This window comes from Achromobacter sp. PD1, from assembly GCF_048541815.1.
GTDB classification, from domain to species: domain Bacteria; phylum Pseudomonadota; class Gammaproteobacteria; order Burkholderiales; family Burkholderiaceae_B; genus Achromobacter; species Achromobacter bronchisepticus_A.
Map to the genome: position 1 here is coordinate 4,481,339 of NZ_CP183349.1, position 15,350 is coordinate 4,496,688.

Sequence of the window (15,350 nt, forward strand, 5' to 3'; positions counted from 1 at the left end):
ATGAAACGCCTTAGCCTGCGCTGCGCCCTGGCAGCCGCGGCCCTGATGTCCGCCGCGCCCGCCTCCTACGCCTGGACCCGCATTTCCTGCGAGCTGGGCGGCACCGTGGCCAACCTGCCCGTGGTGATGCGCCAGTACCGCACCGACGGCACGCAACTGACGCAACTGATGTTTCGCTTGAAGGTCAGGAACGCGGACATCCCCGATGGCGCCCGCGCCGATACCGACTGCACCGAATTCGTCGGCCGCGAGATCGACGTGGTGCTTGAGAACACCGCGGCCGACACTGTGCGCAAGGGCAAGTCCCTGAAGATGCTGTACCGCTACGACGATTCGCTGGGCCAGAGCCAGGCGACGAAGTTCGAGCTGGATCGATAAGCACGCCCCTGGGGCCTGCGCGCCTCAGTCGTTGACCGAGCACGAGACGGGCGCGCCGTCCTCGAATTCCACGTCGTAGGTATGCACCGGATCCCAGGGCAGCGTGAACCACAGTTCATAGCCGTCGCCGTCTTCGTCGAACAGCCACAGCGCGCGCAGCACGGCATGCTGGGCCATGGCTTCGGGGGTTTCTTCCTGCAGCAGCTGGTTGTCGTCCAGGCCGAGCTTCTTGTAGTGCTCGTAGGAGTAGTTTTCCAGCAGGAACTCGGCCGCGGCCAGGATCTGGTCGTCGAGATCGTCGATGATGGCCTTGACCACCTTGGACGCGCTGCTGTCGGGCTCTTCGCCGTCAGTCTGGATCATCACGTGGATGGGCGGGCGGCCCTTGCCTGCGGCGACGTTCTCCGCGGCCCACAGATCGGGTTCCTCGGGATCCTGGGTGAAATTGAATCGTGCCATCGCAAACTCCGGAAAAAGGGCCGGCGCGCCGCGGAAATCGCGGCCGCGCCTTTCCCGTCATTTAACCAGATGCGCGGCCTCCCGGCTGCGCATGCCGGCGATGTTTTTGCGACAGGCCGGGCCTGCGCAGAAGGTGTTCAGACACGCTCCAGCGGCAGGTGCGGCAATTCGGGCAGCGCCACGCGGATCGGATCGCCCGCGCTCACCGCCCCGCCCTCGATCACGATGCCCATGATGCCGGCGCGGCGCATCAGGCTGCCGTCCGGATGGCGGCCCAGCACCGCGGCGGTCAGACCCTGCTGGTAGTTGTCGAGCTGGGAACACGGATTGCGCAGGCCGGTGATCTCGACCACCGCCTGCGCGCCGATATGCAGGCGCGCCCCGCGCGGCAGGCCCAGCAGGTCGATGCCGCGGGTGGTGATGTTTTCGCCCATGGTGCCTTCGGCCACGTTGAAGCCGGCAAGCTGCAGCTCGTCGTGCAGCTCGCCGTGGATCAGGTGGATCTGCCGCAGATTGGGTTGCGTCGGGTCCGCCTTGACGCGGGAGCGGTGCTTGACCGTGACGCCCATGTGGGCGTCGCCTTCCACGCCCAGCCCCTTCAACAACATGATGGCCGGCACCACCGGCTTGCTGAACCCGTGCGTCGGGCTGCAGGCCACGGCTGTCACGATGGGATGCAACACATCTCTCTCCAGGAACCGGTTCAGGCCGCCACGGCCTGCGTTTCGGACGCCCGTTGCTCGCTCGCGCGCACAGACGGATAGTGCGCCGAGAATACCAGCCGCCCCGCCGACCAGGTATGGCTGATCAGCGGCTGCGTGCCCACTTGCGCCACCGCCACCAGGTCCGCGCGCAGCCCCGGCGCGATGCGCCCGCGGTCGGACAGGCCGCAAGCCTGCGCCGGATTCAGCGTCACCAGCGCGACCGCCTGCGGCAGCGTCAGGTCCGTCTGCGCGGCCACCGTGTAGGCCGCCGCGATCAACGCCGACGGCTGGTAGTCGGAGCACAGGCAGCTGGCCACGCCCGCGCGGATGGCGTCGATGGCGCGCATGGAGCCGCTCTGGCTCTGGCCGCGCAACACGTTGGGCGCGCCCAGGATGGTAGGCAGCCCGCAGGACACCGCGGCGCGCGCGGTATCCAGGGTGATCGGGAATTCGCTCATGGCCACGCCCAGGTTGCGCATGGTGGCGATGCGATGGATCGAATCGTCGTCATGGCTGGCTGTCGGTATGCCCAGCCCCTGCGCATGCGACAGCAACGCCTCCACCCGCGCTACCGCGCCGTCCTTGGCGCGCGTCTTGGCCTGCGCGGCCTCCTCGGCCTGTTCGCGGCTCATCGCATGGTTGCCCATCATGTATTGCAGATAGGACTCCAGCGTCTTGAACTGGCCCTGGCCGGGCGAATGGTCCATGACCGACAGCAGGTCCACCGCGCCCTCGTCCATCAGCGCGCGCAGCACATCGACCGAGGTCGCGTCGGTCACTTCGTAGCGGCAATGGACGCGGTTGTCCACCAGGCTGTGCTGGCCGAAGGCGCGCACCGTGCGCACCACTTCCGCCGCCGTCTGGTTGTTGCGCACGCCCCACTCGCTGTTGGCGAAGGACAGCGCGTGATACGGCGTGGTGATACCGGCCGCGGCATTGCGGCGGTCCACCTGAGCCACCGCGAAATCCAGCGGAAACAGCACCCGCGAACGCGGCTCGGCTTCCTTTTCGATGGCGTCGCAGTGCAGGTCGATCAATCCCGGCAGCAAGGTCTGGCCGCGCAGGTCGATCTCGTAGTCCGCGCGTGCCCCGGCAGGTTCGATGGCGACGATGCGGCCATCGTCGATCAGCACGGCGCTGTCCTCCAGGACGCGGTCCTGCAGCACCACGCGGGCATGGGTGAGATAGGTGCTCTGCATCATTGCTCCAGGTCGGCCAGGGCGGGTTGGGCGGGACGCAAGGCCAGGGTCTGCGTGGCGACGGCATCGCGCACTTCGGCATCGTGGAAGATGCCCAGCAGGCAGCGGCCTTCGGCCATTGCCTCGCGGATCAGCGCGATCACGACCTGGCGGTTGTCGGCATCCAGCGAGGCGGTGGGTTCGTCCAGCAACAGGACAGGATGGCGCGCGATGAAGCCGCGCGCGATGTTCACGCGCTGCTGTTCGCCGCCCGAGAACGTGGCGGGCGCCAGACCCCACAGGCGCGGCGGCACGTTCAGGCGCTGCAGCAGGGCCGCTGCGCGGGAACGGGCCTCATCGGCCTCCACGCCCGCCGCGCGCAGTGGCTCGGCCACCACGTCCAGCGCCGACACGCGCGGAATCACGCGCAGAAACTGGCTGACGTAGCCGATCACCTCGCGCCGCAACGCCAGGATGCGCTGCTCGGGAGCGCCGGCCAGCTCCACCCATTCGTCGTTCCAGCGCACCCGGATGCTGCCCTCGGTCGCCAGATAGTTGCCGTAAAGGCAGCGCAGCAAGGTGCTCTTGCCGGTGCCGGACGGTCCCGCCAGCACCAGGCAGTCACCGGCGGCCGCGTCGAAGTCGACCGACTCCAGCACGGGCAGGCGCATGCCGCCCTGGTTATGCAGGGTGAACATCTTTCCGAGGCCCCGCACCTCAATCATGGGAGTCTTTTCAGGCATGGTCAGCTCTGCAAAATGGAAGACACCAGCAACTGGGTGTAGGGATGCTGCGGATCGTCGAGGATCTGGTCGGTCAGGCCGCTTTCGACGACTTCGCCGCCGCGCATGACCAGGGTCCGGTGCGCCAGCAGGCGTGCCACGGCCAGGTCGTGGGTCACGACGATGGCGGCCAGGCCCAGGTCGGCCACCAGCTGGCGCAGCAGGTCCAGCAGGCGCGCCTGCACCGACACGTCGAGCGAAGCCGTGGGTTCGTCCATGAACACCAGGCGCGGATGGGTCACCAGGTTGCGGGCGATCTGCAGGCGCTGCTGCATGCCGCCCGAGAACGAGGTGGGCCTGTCGTCCAGCCGGCCCGCGTCGATTTCCATCTTTTGCAGCCAATTGCCGGCGGCCTGGCGCAGGTCGCCATAGTGCCTGTCACCCACCGCCATCAGCCGCTCGGCGATGTTGGCGCCCGCGCTGACCTGCATGCGCAAGCCATCCCTGGCGTTCTGCCGCACGAAGCCCCAATCGGTGCGCGACAGCAGGCGCAGGCGCGCCCCGGGCAGCGCGGCCAAATCGGTAAAGCCCTGGTCGCGGGTGTCGTACCAGACGCTGCCCGCGTCCGGCCGGGTCTGGTACGACACGGCCGACAGCAGCGTGCTCTTGCCGGAGCCGGACTCGCCGACCACGCACAGGACTTCGCCCGGATACAGATCGAAGTTGACGTTGCGGCAGCCATGCACGCCGTCCCAGGTGCGCGTCATGTTGCGCACCGAAAGCAAGGGTTGGACGTTCATGCCGCGGTCTCCTGGTTGGCTTGTTGCGCACCCTGCTGCGCCTGGCGGTCGTTGCAGTACTCGGTGTCGGAGCAGACGAAGCGGCGCGTGCCGGCGTCGTCCAGAATGATTTCATCCAGATAGCTATCGCGCGATCCGCACAGGTCGCAGCACTCGCTCCAGGTCTCCACCCGGAACGGATGGTCCTCGAAGTCCAGGCTCTTCACCTGGGTGTAGGGTGGCACCGCGTAGACCCGCTTTTCTCGGCCCGCGCCGAACAGCATCAGCGCGGGACTGCGGTCCAGCTTGGGGTTGTCGAACTTGGGGATGGGCGACGGCCGCATCATGTAGCGCCCGTTCACGATGACCGGGTAGTCATAGGTGGTGGCGATATGGCCGTGCTGCGCGATGTCTTCGTACAGCTTGACGTGCATGCCGCCGTATTCGGCCAGCGCGTGCATGGTGCGCGTCTCGGTTTCGGAAGGCTCCAGCCAGCGCAGCGGTTCAGGGATGGGCACCTGGAACACCATGATCTGCCCCTCCGCCAGCGGCGTCTCGGGGATGCGATGGCGGGTCTGCACGATGGTGGCGGCAGAAGTGGATTCCGTCGTCGCCACGCCCGTGACCCGGCCGAAGAAGCGGCGGATGTTGATCGCGTTGGTGGTGTCGTCCGAACCCTGGTCGATCACCTTGAGCACGTCGTTCGCGCCGATGATGGACGCCGTCACCTGGATGCCGCCGGTGCCCCAGCCATAGGGCAGCGGCATTTCGCGGCTGCCGAAAGGCACCTGGTAGCCGGGGATGGCGACGGCCTTGAGCAAGGCGCGGCGCAGCATGCGCTTGGTGGATTCGTCCAGATAGGCGAAGTTGTAGTGGTCGTCGCGTTCGACCGTTGCGTATTGCGTCGTCATGGGGAAACCGCCTCGTCCATCAGATCGTTGCGCGCGGCCTCTGGCGCGGCGCGTTCGGCGCGCATGCGCCGCAACAGTTCCAGGTTGGCCTGGAAGTCCACGTAGTGCGGCAGCTTCAAATGCTGCACGAAACCGGAGGCTTCGACGTTGTCGCTGTGATAGAGCACAAACTCGTGGTCGTTGGCCGGGGAATCGGCGCGTTCGCCCAGGTCGCGCGCCTTCAGCGCGCGGTCCACCAGCGCCATCGACATGGACTTGCGTTCGCCATAGCCGAAGGTCAGGCCGTAGCCCCGGGTGAACTTCGGGCCTTCCTCGGCGCTGCCGGCGAACTGGCTGACCATCTGGCATTCGGTGATCTCGATTTCGCCCACGGTGACGGCGAATCCCAGTTCCTCGATATGCATTTCCACCTCCAGCGCGCCGTAGCGGATCTCGGCGGCGAAGGGGTGGGTGTTGCCATAGCCGCGCTGGGTCGAATAACCCATGGACAACAGAAAGCCTTCGTCCGCGCGCGCCAGGTTCTGCAGGCGGGCCGCGCGCGAGGCCGGGAAATCCAGCGGCTGCCGGGTCAGGTCGAAAGGTTCGGGATCGCCTTCGGGCACGGCTTCCGCGTCGATCAGGTCGTCATGCGCCAGCAGGTCGGTAACGCGCGGCATGGCGCTGTCCAGCGCCTCGCCGCCCGGCGGCAAGGCGTCGGCCTCGCGCTGCGCTTGTAGCGAAAAGTCCAGCAGGCGTTGGGTGTAGTCGTAGGTCGGCCCCAGGATCTGCCCGCCAGGCACGTCCTTGAAGGTGGACGAGATGCGACGCTGCAGGCGCATGCGGCCGGTGTCGATGGGCTGGGTATAGCCAAAGCGCGACAAGGTGGTGCGGTAGGCGCGCAGCAGGAACACCGCTTCGATCAGGTCACCCGCCGCCTGCTTGATGGCCAGCGCCGCCAGTTGCGGATCGTAAAGCGAGCCCTCGGCCATGACCCGCGACACCGCCAGCGGCATCTGTTCGCGGATCTGGTCCAGGCTCAGCTCGGGTACTTCGCGGTCGCCGCGCCGGTAGTCGTCCAGCATGCGGTAGGAATTGAGGATGGCGCGTTCGCCCCCTTTCACGGCTACGTACATGTCAGCTCTCCTTGCGCGTGCTGCGCGGCAGCGCGCAGATCCGCCGCTCCTGCGTCAACAACACATCGACGCCAAGCGGAAACCGTTGATGATTGAGGCGCCATTCGCGCCAGAAGCCCTCGGGCAGCCCTGCCGCATGCAGGAGCTGCTGGCTCTTGATCCCCGGACCGCTGAGGATGGCGGGTTCCCCGCCCGACAGGGATTCGACCTCGATCAGCAAGGTGGTCGACAGATCGGGATAGGCCGGATCACCCTGGTGGCAAGCCGAAAGCGCCGGCGCCTTGCTGCCAGCCGGCACCGCGGCGAAACGCGCCAGCGAGGGCGACGGCACGATGGGGCAGGCGCAATGAAATCGCAGGAAGGCGATCGCGTCCGCGCTAACGGTTTCGGGCAGCCACAGCGGCGTGTCCACGTCCACCAGCGTCAGCAGCAACGCGGTCATGGCGGGCGACAGGCCCGTCGGCACGCCGGTTTCGATCAGGATTTCATGGATGCGCCCGGGGTGGGCCATCGCGTCGAGCGCGGCGCGGAACGTGGTCTGCGCGTCGCCGACGGGATCCGCGAATCCGGGGAGCAGCGCCCGGCCCGAGGCCGCGGCGGCTTGTATCTGTTGCTGCATGTCAGTCCTCGCCTCGCACCATCGTGAAGAATTCCACCTTGGTCTGCGCCGCCACGCGGGCCTGGCGCTCGACCCGTTCGGCATGCAGGCGGGCCAGCGGCTGGATCAGCTGGGCCTGCACCGTGTCATGCCATTCCGGCAGTTGCAGCAGGGCGTCGGCCACGGCGGCCTGCTCGGCATGGCGCTGCGAGCGGCCCTGCACGTAGGCCACGCCGACCACGCCCTCGCCCATCGTCACCGCGCAACGTGTCACGCTCATTTCGCCCAGATTGAAGCGGGCCCCGGTGCCGCCGCTGCGGGCGCGCACCATGGCCATGCCGGTCTGCGCGGGGCGCAATGTCTGGTGTTCCGGCTTGCCCGCCAGCGCGCAAAAGGCGCCATCCAGCGCGGCCGGATCGGCCAGCGCCAGCACGCGCATCCAGGCGGCGCGTTGGGCGCCCGCCGCATCCTGCCCTGTCTTGGGGTGATCCATCTTTTTCCTCTAAACGTCTAGACGACCGGATGGAGTATGATCGCTCTGAAAACGAAGTTCAACAGCCTGGCGTGAATTTTTGATGACAGTTGCAGCGTGCCCGCAGCGCCTTTGCGGCTGCCGTCGCATGGTGCACAATCACTGCCATTCTTCATTAAGCTGATGTGACAGCACGAGCACACCCTATGGTCGAAAGAGGTTCCGGCATCGCCGTCTGGCGGCAAATCGGCGAAGCGCTGGCGGACGATATCCGCAACAAGCTCTATGCGGCAGGCGAACAGCTGCCGTCCGAGCCCGAGCTGGCCGCCAAGTTTTCCGTCAACCGCCACACCATCCGCCGCGCGATGGGCGAACTCGAACAAGGCGGCCTGGTCCGCATCGAACAAGGCCGCGGTACCTTCGTCCAGGAACACGCGATCGACTACGCCATCGGCAAGCGCACGCGCTTTTCCGAGAACCTGCGCAGCCAGGGCATGCTGGGCCACCAGGAAGTCCTGGGCAGCCAGAGCCTGCGCGCCGGCGACATCGCCAAGCACCTGGGCCTGAGCCGCGCCGCGCCGCTGCTGCGCGTGCAGATCGTGGGCAAAGCCGAGAACCGCCCCATCAGCGTCTCGGAACATTTCTTCGACGAAAAGCGCTTCCCCGACTTCGCCGACCGCCTGGCGTCCCTGCGCTCGATCTCCAAGGTCTATGCCCACTATGGCATCGGCGATTACACGCGCAAGTGGTCGCGCATCACCGCCGCCCTGCCCACGCCCGAAATCGCCCGCCTGCTGGGCCAGCCCAAGACCCGCCCCATTCTTCAGGTGGAGGCCTTAAATGTGGACCAGGAAGGCTCGCCGCTGCAATATAGCGTGGCGCGCTTCGTGGGCGACATGGTCCAGCTGATGGTGACGGACGACAGCTGACGCCAGGCCGCCGCCTGCGCGCGCAGGCGGCGCGGAAGGCTCCGACTAATGGATTAACTCATCTAGACATCTGGTTGTAATGCAATCCCACTAACGTCACGCCATGAACACACACACGCACGCCCCCTCGCCCCTGGCCGGTGTCACAGGCCAACGCATCCTGACGCCGCGCGGCGTCGAACAGGCCAGCTTGCGGTTCCATGGCGGACTGATCGAAGGCTCCGCCGCCGCGGCGCCGCGGGGCGCGCCCTGGTTCGACGCCGGCAATCTGCTGGTGCTGCCCGGCATCGTGGACCTGCACGGCGACGCCTTCGAGCGCGCCGTCATGCCGCGGCCCAGCGTGACGTTTCCCTACGACAGCGCCCTGTTCGACGTGGACCGCCAACTGCTGGCCAACGGCATCACCACCGAGTTCCATGGCGTGACCCTGTCCTGGGAAGGCGGGCTGCGCGGCGAGGCTTACGCCGAACGCATGTTCGACGCGCTGGAAAGAATGCGCCATCTCATGGGCGCGCGGCACTATGTGCACCTGCGCTTCGAAACCCATCACGTGGGCGGCCTGGAGATTGCCCAGCAATGGATACGCGACGGCCGCGTGCGTTTCCTGGCCCTGAACGACCACCTGCCCAGCATGGCGCGCCGTCTGGGCGACGAGCGCAAGCTGATGCAGTACGCCAACCGCGCCGAGTGCGACCTCGACGTCTTCCAGGACCGCATCCGCGCCGCCATGGCTGCCGCCGACGCGGTGGCCGATGCCATGCGCGAGCTGACCGGCTGCGCGCAGGAAGCGGGCCTGAAGGTGGCCTCGCACGACGATCCGGATGCCGCCACCCGCCGCTACTACCACCAGCTGGGCTGCGGCGTGGCGGAGTTTCCGCTGACCCGCGAGGCCGCCGGCGTGGCCCGCGACCTGGGTGATTCGGTGGTCTTCGGCGCGCCCAACGTCGTGCGCGGCGGCAGCCACACTGGCGCACCCGGCGCCACCGAAATGATCCGTGCGGGCCTGTGCGACATTCTGACGTCCGACTATTACTACCCTGCCCCGCTGGCCGCCGTGATGAAGCTGGCCAACGACGGCGTGCTGCCGCTGGCGCAGGCCTGGGATCTGGTGTCGCTGAATCCTGCCCGAGCCGCCGGCCTGAAGGACCGCGGCGCACTGGCGCCGGGGCTGATCGCCGACGCCATCGTGGTGGACGACCAGGTGCCGGGCCTGCCCCGCGTCTGCGCCGCGATCGTGGGCGGCGAACTGCGCTATGCCACGCGCGCCTTCGGCGACAGCCATAGCCAGCGCATGGCGGCCTGACCATGCCGCTCGCCCATCGCTACGCCCTGTACCTGGCGCCCACCGGCCCCTGGCGCGAACACGGCAGCCGCTGGCTGGGCCGCTGCGCCGACACCGGCCTGGCGCTGCCGCCGCTGCCGGGCCAGAACGCGGCGTCGCGCGGCTGGACCGAAGCGCCGCGCCACTATGGCTTGCATGCGACGCTGAAGCCGCCCTTCCGGCTGAATCCGGGCGCCAGCCCCGAACAAGTCGACGCGGCCGCCCGCCAGTTGGCCGCAGGCGGCACGCCATTCTCGCTGGAACTGGAGTGCGAACCGCTGCGCGGCTTCCTGGCCTGGCGCATCGCTGCATCCGACACGCAGGGACGCGCGCGCATCCAGGCCCTGGCCGAAGCCGCCGTGCGCGACCTGGACTCCTTGCGCGCACCGCCCACGCCTGAGGAAACCGCGCGCCGCCAACCGCAATCGCTCAGTCCGCCGCAGCAATCCATGCTGGCGCGCTGGGGCTATCCGTACGTATTCGATACCTACGTCTTCCACATCACGTTGACCGGCAAGCTGCACGGCGAGGCGCTGTCGCAAGCGCAGGCTGAAATCGCCGCGTTCGCCGATCCCTTGCGCGGACAGCCCATGGCCGTTCCCGGAGTCAGCGTCTACGTGCAGCCCGCGCCAGGCGCGGACTTTGTCGCGGCACGGCACTACGGCTTTGACGGCACCAGCGCCGATGCGGCCGGGGCCGGCTATCTGCAAGGGCCGGCGGCAGCATGAGCACCTCGGTTCCCGCCGACGGCACCAGGCTGATCTACCTGATGGGCGCATCGGGCAGCGGCAAGGACACCTTGCTGCGCCTGCTGCGCGCGGAACTGCGCGGCGACGAGCCCGTGCTGGTCGCGCATCGCTACATCACGCGCGACAGCGGCGCCACCGAAGACGCGCTATGCCTGACCGAAGACGAGTTCGGACGCCGCGCCGCGCTGGGCTGCTTCGCCCTGCGCTGGGCCAGCCATGGCTTGCATTACGGCATCGGCATCGAAATAGACGCCTGGCTCTCCTGCGGCGCCGCGGTCATCATCAACGGCTCGCGCGCGCACCTGGAACAGGCGCACTCGCGCTACCCGGCCTTGACCGCCGTGGAGGTCACGGTCGATCCCGGCCAGCTCGTCCGCCGCCTGGCGGGACGCGGCCGGGAAAGCGCGGAACAGATCGCGCAGCGCCTGGCGCGCGCGATGCAGGCATTCCCCGTGCCGCAACAATGCCGGCTGCTGCGCGTCAGCAACGATGCTGCCCCGGAAACCGCTGCCGCCGCACTGTTGAACATCGCCCGCGACAAGCTCAACGCCTAGCGCCGCCGGTCAACGCGGATCGCCCTGGCCCCAGGGCGCGGCGGCGTCGCCGCACAGATCCAGCAGGATCTCCGAAAAGCATTCCTCCGCCGCCAGCGGCTGTTCGCGCTTGCGCCGTATCAGGTTGATGGGCGGCAATTCCCAGCCGAAGTCCCAAGGCACCATGCCCAGCTTGCCGCGCTGGCAGAGTTCGCGCGCGATGTCCTCCGGCACCACGGAGATGAGGGTCTCGTTCACCGTCAGCATGCCTTCGATCACGTCGGTGGAGTACGCCTCCAACACTGGCGATGGCGGCTGCAATTCGGCGCGGATGAAGTGCTCCACGATCAGTTGCCGCGTCGGCGTGTTGGCCGCCGGCAGGACCCAGTCCATTGCCGCGACGGCGGCCCAGTCCGGCTTGCGCCGCGCCAGCCGCTGCGCAAGCCGGCCATGCGCAATCAGGCGCGGCCGTTGGCGGTACAGCACGCGGTGGATCAGATCCTCCGGCGCCACGGTCGAAGTGGCGCGGCTGATGATGCAATCCAGTTCATGCTGGCGCAGCATGGGCACCAGATGGTCGGTGGTGGCGCGGTGCAGGCTGAGCGTCACGCCGTGGCGCTGGTGCAGGCGGCTGATGGCCGCCGTCAGCAAGGCGCTGGACACGTAGGGCACCACGCCCACCTGCAGATGCGCGGAACGGCCGGCGTGCAGGGCCTCGACCTCGCGCGCCCACAGGTCCAGGTCGCTGAGCATGTGGCGCGCGCGCACCAGGGCCAGGTTGCCCAGCGGCGTGGGTTGCAGGCCGCGCCCGGTGCGCGTGAACAACGGCGCGCCGAAGATGTCCTCGATCTCCGTGAGCGCCTTGGTGACGGCGGGCTGGCTGATGCCGGCCGCGGCGGCCACGCGCGTGAGCGAGCCGTGCCTGGCGATTTCGATCAGCAGCGCCAGGTGGCGATGCTTGAGGCGGTTGGCGAGACGGGCTGCATCCCAGGTCACGATCTTTCCTATAACCAATTGGTTATTCAATTATGCCAACAAAGGAAAAAACAGTTATTTCATGACCCTATACTGCAACCATCCCCTGCTGCCCGGACCGGCCTCATGAGCGCATCCTTCACTACCCGCCCCGAAATACGCGGCACTTTTGGCGTGGTTTCCTCCACCCATTGGCTGGCCTCGCAAGTGGCCATGAGCGTGCTGGAGCGCGGCGGCAATGCCTATGACGCGGCGGTCGCGGGCGGCTTCACGCTGCAGATCGTGGAACCGCACCTGAACGGCCCCGGCGGCGAAGTGCCCATCCTGTTCTGGAGCGAGCGGGAACAGCGCATGCGCGCGCTCTGCGGCCAGGGCCCCGCGCCCGCGCTGGCCACGCCCGCCTATTTCCACAGCCTGGGCCTGGAACTGGTGCCCGGCATCGGTCTGCTGCCCGCCACGGTACCCGGCGCTTTCGGCGCCTGGCTGACCCTGCTGCGCGACTACGGCACCTGGGAACTGGCCGACGTGCTGCGCCCGGCGATCGACTATGCGCGCAACGGCTTTCCGCTGGTGCCGCGCATCTCGCAGGCCATTCTGGCGGTACAAGCGCTGTTCCGCGACGAATGGACCAGTTCGCGCGACGTCTGGCTGCCCAGCGGCCGCGTGCCTGCGCCTGACGAACTGTTCCGCACGCCCGCCATCGCCGCCACCTACACCCGCATCCTGGACGAAGCGCATGCCAGCAGCACCGACCGGCGCGGCCGCATCGACGCCGCGCTGGAGCTCTGGTACCGCGGCTTCGTGGCCGACGCGATCGACGACTACTACACCCGGGCCGAGGTGCGCGACACCACGGGCCAGCGCAACCGCGGCCTGCTGCGCAAGTCCGACCTGGCCGATTGGCGCGCCACCTACGACGAGCCCCTCACCGTGCAGTACGGCCGCTACACGGTGGCCAAGTGCGGGGTCTGGTCGCAAGGCCCGGTCCACCTGCAGCAACTGGCGATACTGCGGCACCTGGGCCTGACCGGACTGGAACCGACCTCGCCTCAATTCGTGCACTACGTGGCCGAAGCCGCCAAGCTGGCCTTCGCCGACCGCACGGCCTGGTACGGAGACCCTGACCACACGCAAGTACCGCTGGCCGCTTTGCTCAGCGATGAATACGCCCGCTCCCGCGCGGCAGGCATCGGCGCGCGCGCGTCGTCCGAGTTCCTGCCTGGCTGCCCGGGCGGCCAGGCGCCGCGCCTGCCCGACCTGGACGCAGCCGTGCGCACCCTGGCTGCCTCCGACCCCCGCTTCGGCGTGGGCGAACCGACCTTCGCCGCGCTGCCGCCGGTAGCCGAATGGGCGGCGCGCGAGATATTCGTGGGCGACACCTGCCAGATCGACGTCATCGACCGCGACGGCAATATGGTGGCCGCCACGCCGTCGGGCGGCTGGCTGTCATCCAGCCCCGTCGTGCCCGGCCTGGGCTTCCCGCTGACCACCCGCCTGCAGATGACCTGGCTGGACGAAGGCGTGCCGGGCCAGCTGCAGCCGGGCAAGCGTCCCTGCACCACGCTGTCGCCGGGTCTCGCGCTGCGCGACGGCCAGCCTTACATGGCATTCGGCACGCCAGGCGGCGACCAGCAGGACCAATGGACGGTGGCGTTCTTCCTGCGCCATGTCATGGGCATGAACCTGCAGGAGGCGATCGAAGCGCCCTCCTGGCATATCGATCACTTCCCGGGCTCGTTCTGGCCGCGCAGCCTGACCTTGAACCGGCTGACCGTGGAATCGCGCATGCCGGCCGCCACGCTGGAGGCGCTGCGCGCGGCGGGCCACGAGGTCAAGGTGGGGCCGGACTGGTCCGAAGGCCGCATCAGCGCCTGCACCCGCGAGCCTGCCGCGGGCGGCGGCCTGCTGCTGCGCGCCGGCGCCAACCCGCGCGGCATGCAGGGCTATGCCGCCGGCCGCTGAACCTGTTTCATTCAACCGGCACACAGACCGGACATCAAGCAAAGGGGTAAACACCATGAAACTGCAATTCAAACGACTGCTGCGCACGTGCGCGCTGGGACTGGCGCTGGCCGCGCCCGCGCTCACCCACGCCGCGTGGCCCGAAAAACCCATCACGCTGATCGTGCCGTGGGCCGCGGGCGGCTCCACCGACATCCTGGCGCGCGTGCTGTCCGAAGGATTGACCCAATCGCTGGGCCAGCCCGTGATCGTGGAAAACCGCTCGGGCGCGTCCGGCAACATCGGCACCACCTTCGTGGCGCGTGCCAAGCCCGACGGCTACACCTTGCTGGTCGGCTCGATGAGCACGCACACGATGAACCAGGCGCTCTACTCCAGCATGCCGTTCGACGGCGTGAAGGACTTCACGCCCATCGCCGAACTCGCGCTGGTCACCAACACCCTGGTGGTGAACCCGTCGGTCCCTGCGTCCAACGTGAAGGAATTCATCACCTACCTGAAGGCCAATCCCGGCACCGTGGCCTATGCCTCCGCCGGCCAGGGCTCCACCAACCACCTGAGCGCCGCGCTGTTCGAGAAGGCCGCCGGCGTGAAGATGATGCACATCCCCTACCGCGGCGGCGCGCCCGCGGTGCTGGACACCGTGGCCGGCCGCACGCAGGTGCTGTTCAGCGCCGGCACGCAGACCCTGCCGCACGTGCAGAACAACAAGCTGAAGCTGCTGGCCGTCACCGAGGAAGCGCGTTCGCCGCTGCTGCCCGAGGTGCCCACGGTGGCCGAGACCTTGCCGGGCTACGAGCTGTCGGTCTGGTACGGCGCCTTCGGCCCGGCAGGCATGCCGCCCGAACTGACCGCGCGCCTGAACCGCGAGATCAACCTGATCCTCAAGCGTCCCGAAGTCATCAAGAAAATGGGCGACATGGGCGTGCTGCTGACCGAGACCACGCCGGAGCAATTCGGCCAGATCCTGGCGCGCGATGCCGACAAGTACGGCAAGCTGATCAAAGAACTGGGAATCACCGCCGAATGACCGTAAGCATCCGTTCCGCTGCGCCGACGCAGGCCGGCGTGGCCGCCATTGTCCAGGCATACGCCGCCGCCGATTCCACGGCGGCCTTCCGGGCCATCGACGCCCATGCGCATGCCGCGCTGGCGCACACGCTGTGCACGGTCAACCGCTATGACGCGCAGGCCATGCGGGTGCTGCGGCTGTATAGCTCCAACCCCGAAGCCTATCCGCCCGGCGGCAGCAAGGACAAGAGCGGCACGGCCTGGGGCCGCCACGTCCTGCTGGAAAAAAAAGTGTTCGTAGGTGAAGGCGAAGAGGCGATCCGCGAGTTCTTCAACGACCATGACGCGATCCAGCGCCTGGGCCTGCGCTCCGTCATCAACGTGCCGGTGGTGTACGGCGAGGTCTGCCTGGGCACCGTCAACTTCCTGATGCCGCGCGCGGTGGTGTCGGAAGCCGATGTGCAGGCCGCGCAGCTGGCGGGCCTGCTGGCGCTGCCTGCGTTCCAGGCGCTGCTTCCGCAGGCCTGAGGCCGGCGGGGCCCGCCCGGGCCCCGCGC

General features: G+C 68.1%; 18 protein-coding genes. 8 read left to right on the top strand and 10 right to left on the bottom strand.

Going from position 1 to position 15,350, the window contains the following annotated elements; translation table 11 throughout:
* Positions 1 to 378 (top strand): hypothetical protein, encoded by a 378-nt coding sequence (locus ACM1PE_RS21060; RefSeq protein ID WP_419340844.1) that lies wholly within the window; start codon positions 1 to 3, stop codon positions 376 to 378.
* A gap of 24 nt (positions 379 to 402) precedes the next feature.
* Here ACM1PE_RS21060 and ACM1PE_RS21065 read toward each other — a convergent pair whose 3' ends face one another.
* The 9 genes from ACM1PE_RS21065 to phnG form a co-directional block, all read right to left on the bottom strand.
* A complete protein-coding gene (locus tag ACM1PE_RS21065) occupies positions 403 to 837 on the bottom strand; it encodes a hypothetical protein (protein WP_054451475.1) in 435 nt (144 codons plus the stop codon).
* A 137-nt stretch (positions 838 to 974) separates the two neighbouring features.
* Positions 975 to 1,517 (bottom strand): MOSC domain-containing protein, encoded by a 543-nt coding sequence (locus tag ACM1PE_RS21070; protein WP_059379500.1) that lies wholly within the window; start codon positions 1,515 to 1,517, stop codon positions 975 to 977.
* A 23-nt stretch (positions 1,518 to 1,540) separates the two neighbouring features.
* Positions 1,541 to 2,740 carry an alpha-D-ribose 1-methylphosphonate 5-triphosphate diphosphatase gene (locus ACM1PE_RS21075; RefSeq protein WP_059379457.1) on the bottom strand — a complete coding sequence of 400 codons (1,200 nt, stop codon included), beginning with the start codon at positions 2,738 to 2,740 and terminating at the stop codon, positions 1,541 to 1,543.
* Complete coding sequence (gene phnL / locus ACM1PE_RS21080) at positions 2,740 to 3,462, bottom strand: phosphonate C-P lyase system protein PhnL (RefSeq protein WP_059379458.1); 723 nt, start codon at positions 3,460 to 3,462, stop codon at positions 2,740 to 2,742. The genes ACM1PE_RS21075 and phnL overlap by 1 nt, the downstream gene beginning before the upstream one ends.
* Before the next feature lie 2 nt (positions 3,463 to 3,464).
* Positions 3,465 to 4,241 (bottom strand): phosphonate C-P lyase system protein PhnK, encoded by a 777-nt coding sequence (phnK, locus tag ACM1PE_RS21085; protein ID WP_059379459.1) that lies wholly within the window; start codon positions 4,239 to 4,241, stop codon positions 3,465 to 3,467.
* Positions 4,238 to 5,131 carry an alpha-D-ribose 1-methylphosphonate 5-phosphate C-P-lyase PhnJ gene (locus ACM1PE_RS21090; RefSeq protein WP_059379460.1) on the bottom strand — a complete coding sequence of 298 codons (894 nt, stop codon included), beginning with the start codon at positions 5,129 to 5,131 and terminating at the stop codon, positions 4,238 to 4,240. Before ACM1PE_RS21090 ends, phnK begins: the two co-directional genes overlap by 4 nt.
* On the bottom strand, positions 5,128 to 6,243 hold the full coding sequence (locus tag ACM1PE_RS21095; RefSeq protein ID WP_059379461.1) for a carbon-phosphorus lyase complex subunit PhnI: 1,116 nt from the start codon (positions 6,241 to 6,243) through the stop codon (positions 5,128 to 5,130). The genes ACM1PE_RS21090 and ACM1PE_RS21095 overlap by 4 nt, the downstream gene beginning before the upstream one ends.
* A 1-nt stretch (position 6,244) precedes the next feature.
* Positions 6,245 to 6,862 carry a phosphonate C-P lyase system protein PhnH gene (gene phnH, locus ACM1PE_RS21100; RefSeq protein ID WP_059379462.1) on the bottom strand — a complete coding sequence of 206 codons (618 nt, stop codon included), beginning with the start codon at positions 6,860 to 6,862 and terminating at the stop codon, positions 6,245 to 6,247.
* Between the two features lies 1 nt (position 6,863).
* Positions 6,864 to 7,334 (bottom strand): phosphonate C-P lyase system protein PhnG, encoded by a 471-nt coding sequence (gene phnG, locus ACM1PE_RS21105; protein WP_088142251.1) that lies wholly within the window; start codon positions 7,332 to 7,334, stop codon positions 6,864 to 6,866.
* A gap of 185 nt (positions 7,335 to 7,519) precedes the next feature.
* Here phnG and phnF point away from each other — a divergent pair, with 185 nt between their 5' ends.
* The 4 genes from phnF to phnN all read left to right on the top strand — a co-directional run bounded on the left by phnF (position 7,520) and on the right by phnN (position 10,866).
* Positions 7,520 to 8,242, top strand: a complete 723-nt coding sequence (gene phnF / locus ACM1PE_RS21110; RefSeq protein WP_059379464.1) for a phosphonate metabolism transcriptional regulator PhnF — start codon at positions 7,520 to 7,522, stop codon at positions 8,240 to 8,242.
* A 103-nt stretch (positions 8,243 to 8,345) separates the two neighbouring features.
* A complete protein-coding gene (locus ACM1PE_RS21115; protein WP_118932790.1) occupies positions 8,346 to 9,545 on the top strand; it encodes an alpha-D-ribose 1-methylphosphonate 5-triphosphate diphosphatase in 1,200 nt (399 codons plus the stop codon).
* A 2-nt stretch (positions 9,546 to 9,547) separates the two neighbouring features.
* The gene (locus ACM1PE_RS21120; protein ID WP_118932791.1) at positions 9,548 to 10,291 is read left to right on the top strand and encodes a DUF1045 domain-containing protein; all 744 of its coding nucleotides are present in this window, start codon (positions 9,548 to 9,550) and stop codon (positions 10,289 to 10,291) included.
* A complete protein-coding gene (gene phnN, locus ACM1PE_RS21125; protein ID WP_059379467.1) occupies positions 10,288 to 10,866 on the top strand; it encodes a phosphonate metabolism protein/1,5-bisphosphokinase (PRPP-forming) PhnN in 579 nt (192 codons plus the stop codon). The genes ACM1PE_RS21120 and phnN overlap by 4 nt, the downstream gene beginning before the upstream one ends.
* A 9-nt stretch (positions 10,867 to 10,875) precedes the next feature.
* On the opposite strand, the gene ACM1PE_RS21130 is transcribed toward phnN, so the two are convergent.
* Positions 10,876 to 11,841 carry a LysR family transcriptional regulator gene (locus ACM1PE_RS21130; RefSeq protein ID WP_419340845.1) on the bottom strand — a complete coding sequence of 322 codons (966 nt, stop codon included), beginning with the start codon at positions 11,839 to 11,841 and terminating at the stop codon, positions 10,876 to 10,878.
* A gap of 105 nt (positions 11,842 to 11,946) precedes the next feature.
* Here ACM1PE_RS21130 and ACM1PE_RS21135 point away from each other — a divergent pair, with 105 nt between their 5' ends.
* The 3 genes from ACM1PE_RS21135 to ACM1PE_RS21145 are packed head-to-tail and all read left to right on the top strand — an operon-like array spanning position 11,947 to position 15,321.
* Positions 11,947 to 13,782: a gamma-glutamyltransferase family protein gene (locus ACM1PE_RS21135; protein ID WP_419340847.1), complete on the top strand. Its 1,836-nt coding sequence runs from the start codon at positions 11,947 to 11,949 to the stop codon at positions 13,780 to 13,782.
* Positions 13,783 to 13,837: 55 nt separating this feature from the next.
* On the top strand, positions 13,838 to 14,812 hold the full coding sequence (locus tag ACM1PE_RS21140; protein ID WP_059379470.1) for a tripartite tricarboxylate transporter substrate binding protein: 975 nt from the start codon (positions 13,838 to 13,840) through the stop codon (positions 14,810 to 14,812).
* A complete protein-coding gene (locus tag ACM1PE_RS21145; RefSeq protein ID WP_419340848.1) occupies positions 14,809 to 15,321 on the top strand; it encodes a GAF domain-containing protein in 513 nt (170 codons plus the stop codon). The genes ACM1PE_RS21140 and ACM1PE_RS21145 overlap by 4 nt, the downstream gene beginning before the upstream one ends.
* Positions 15,322 to 15,350: the final 29 nt, after the last annotated feature.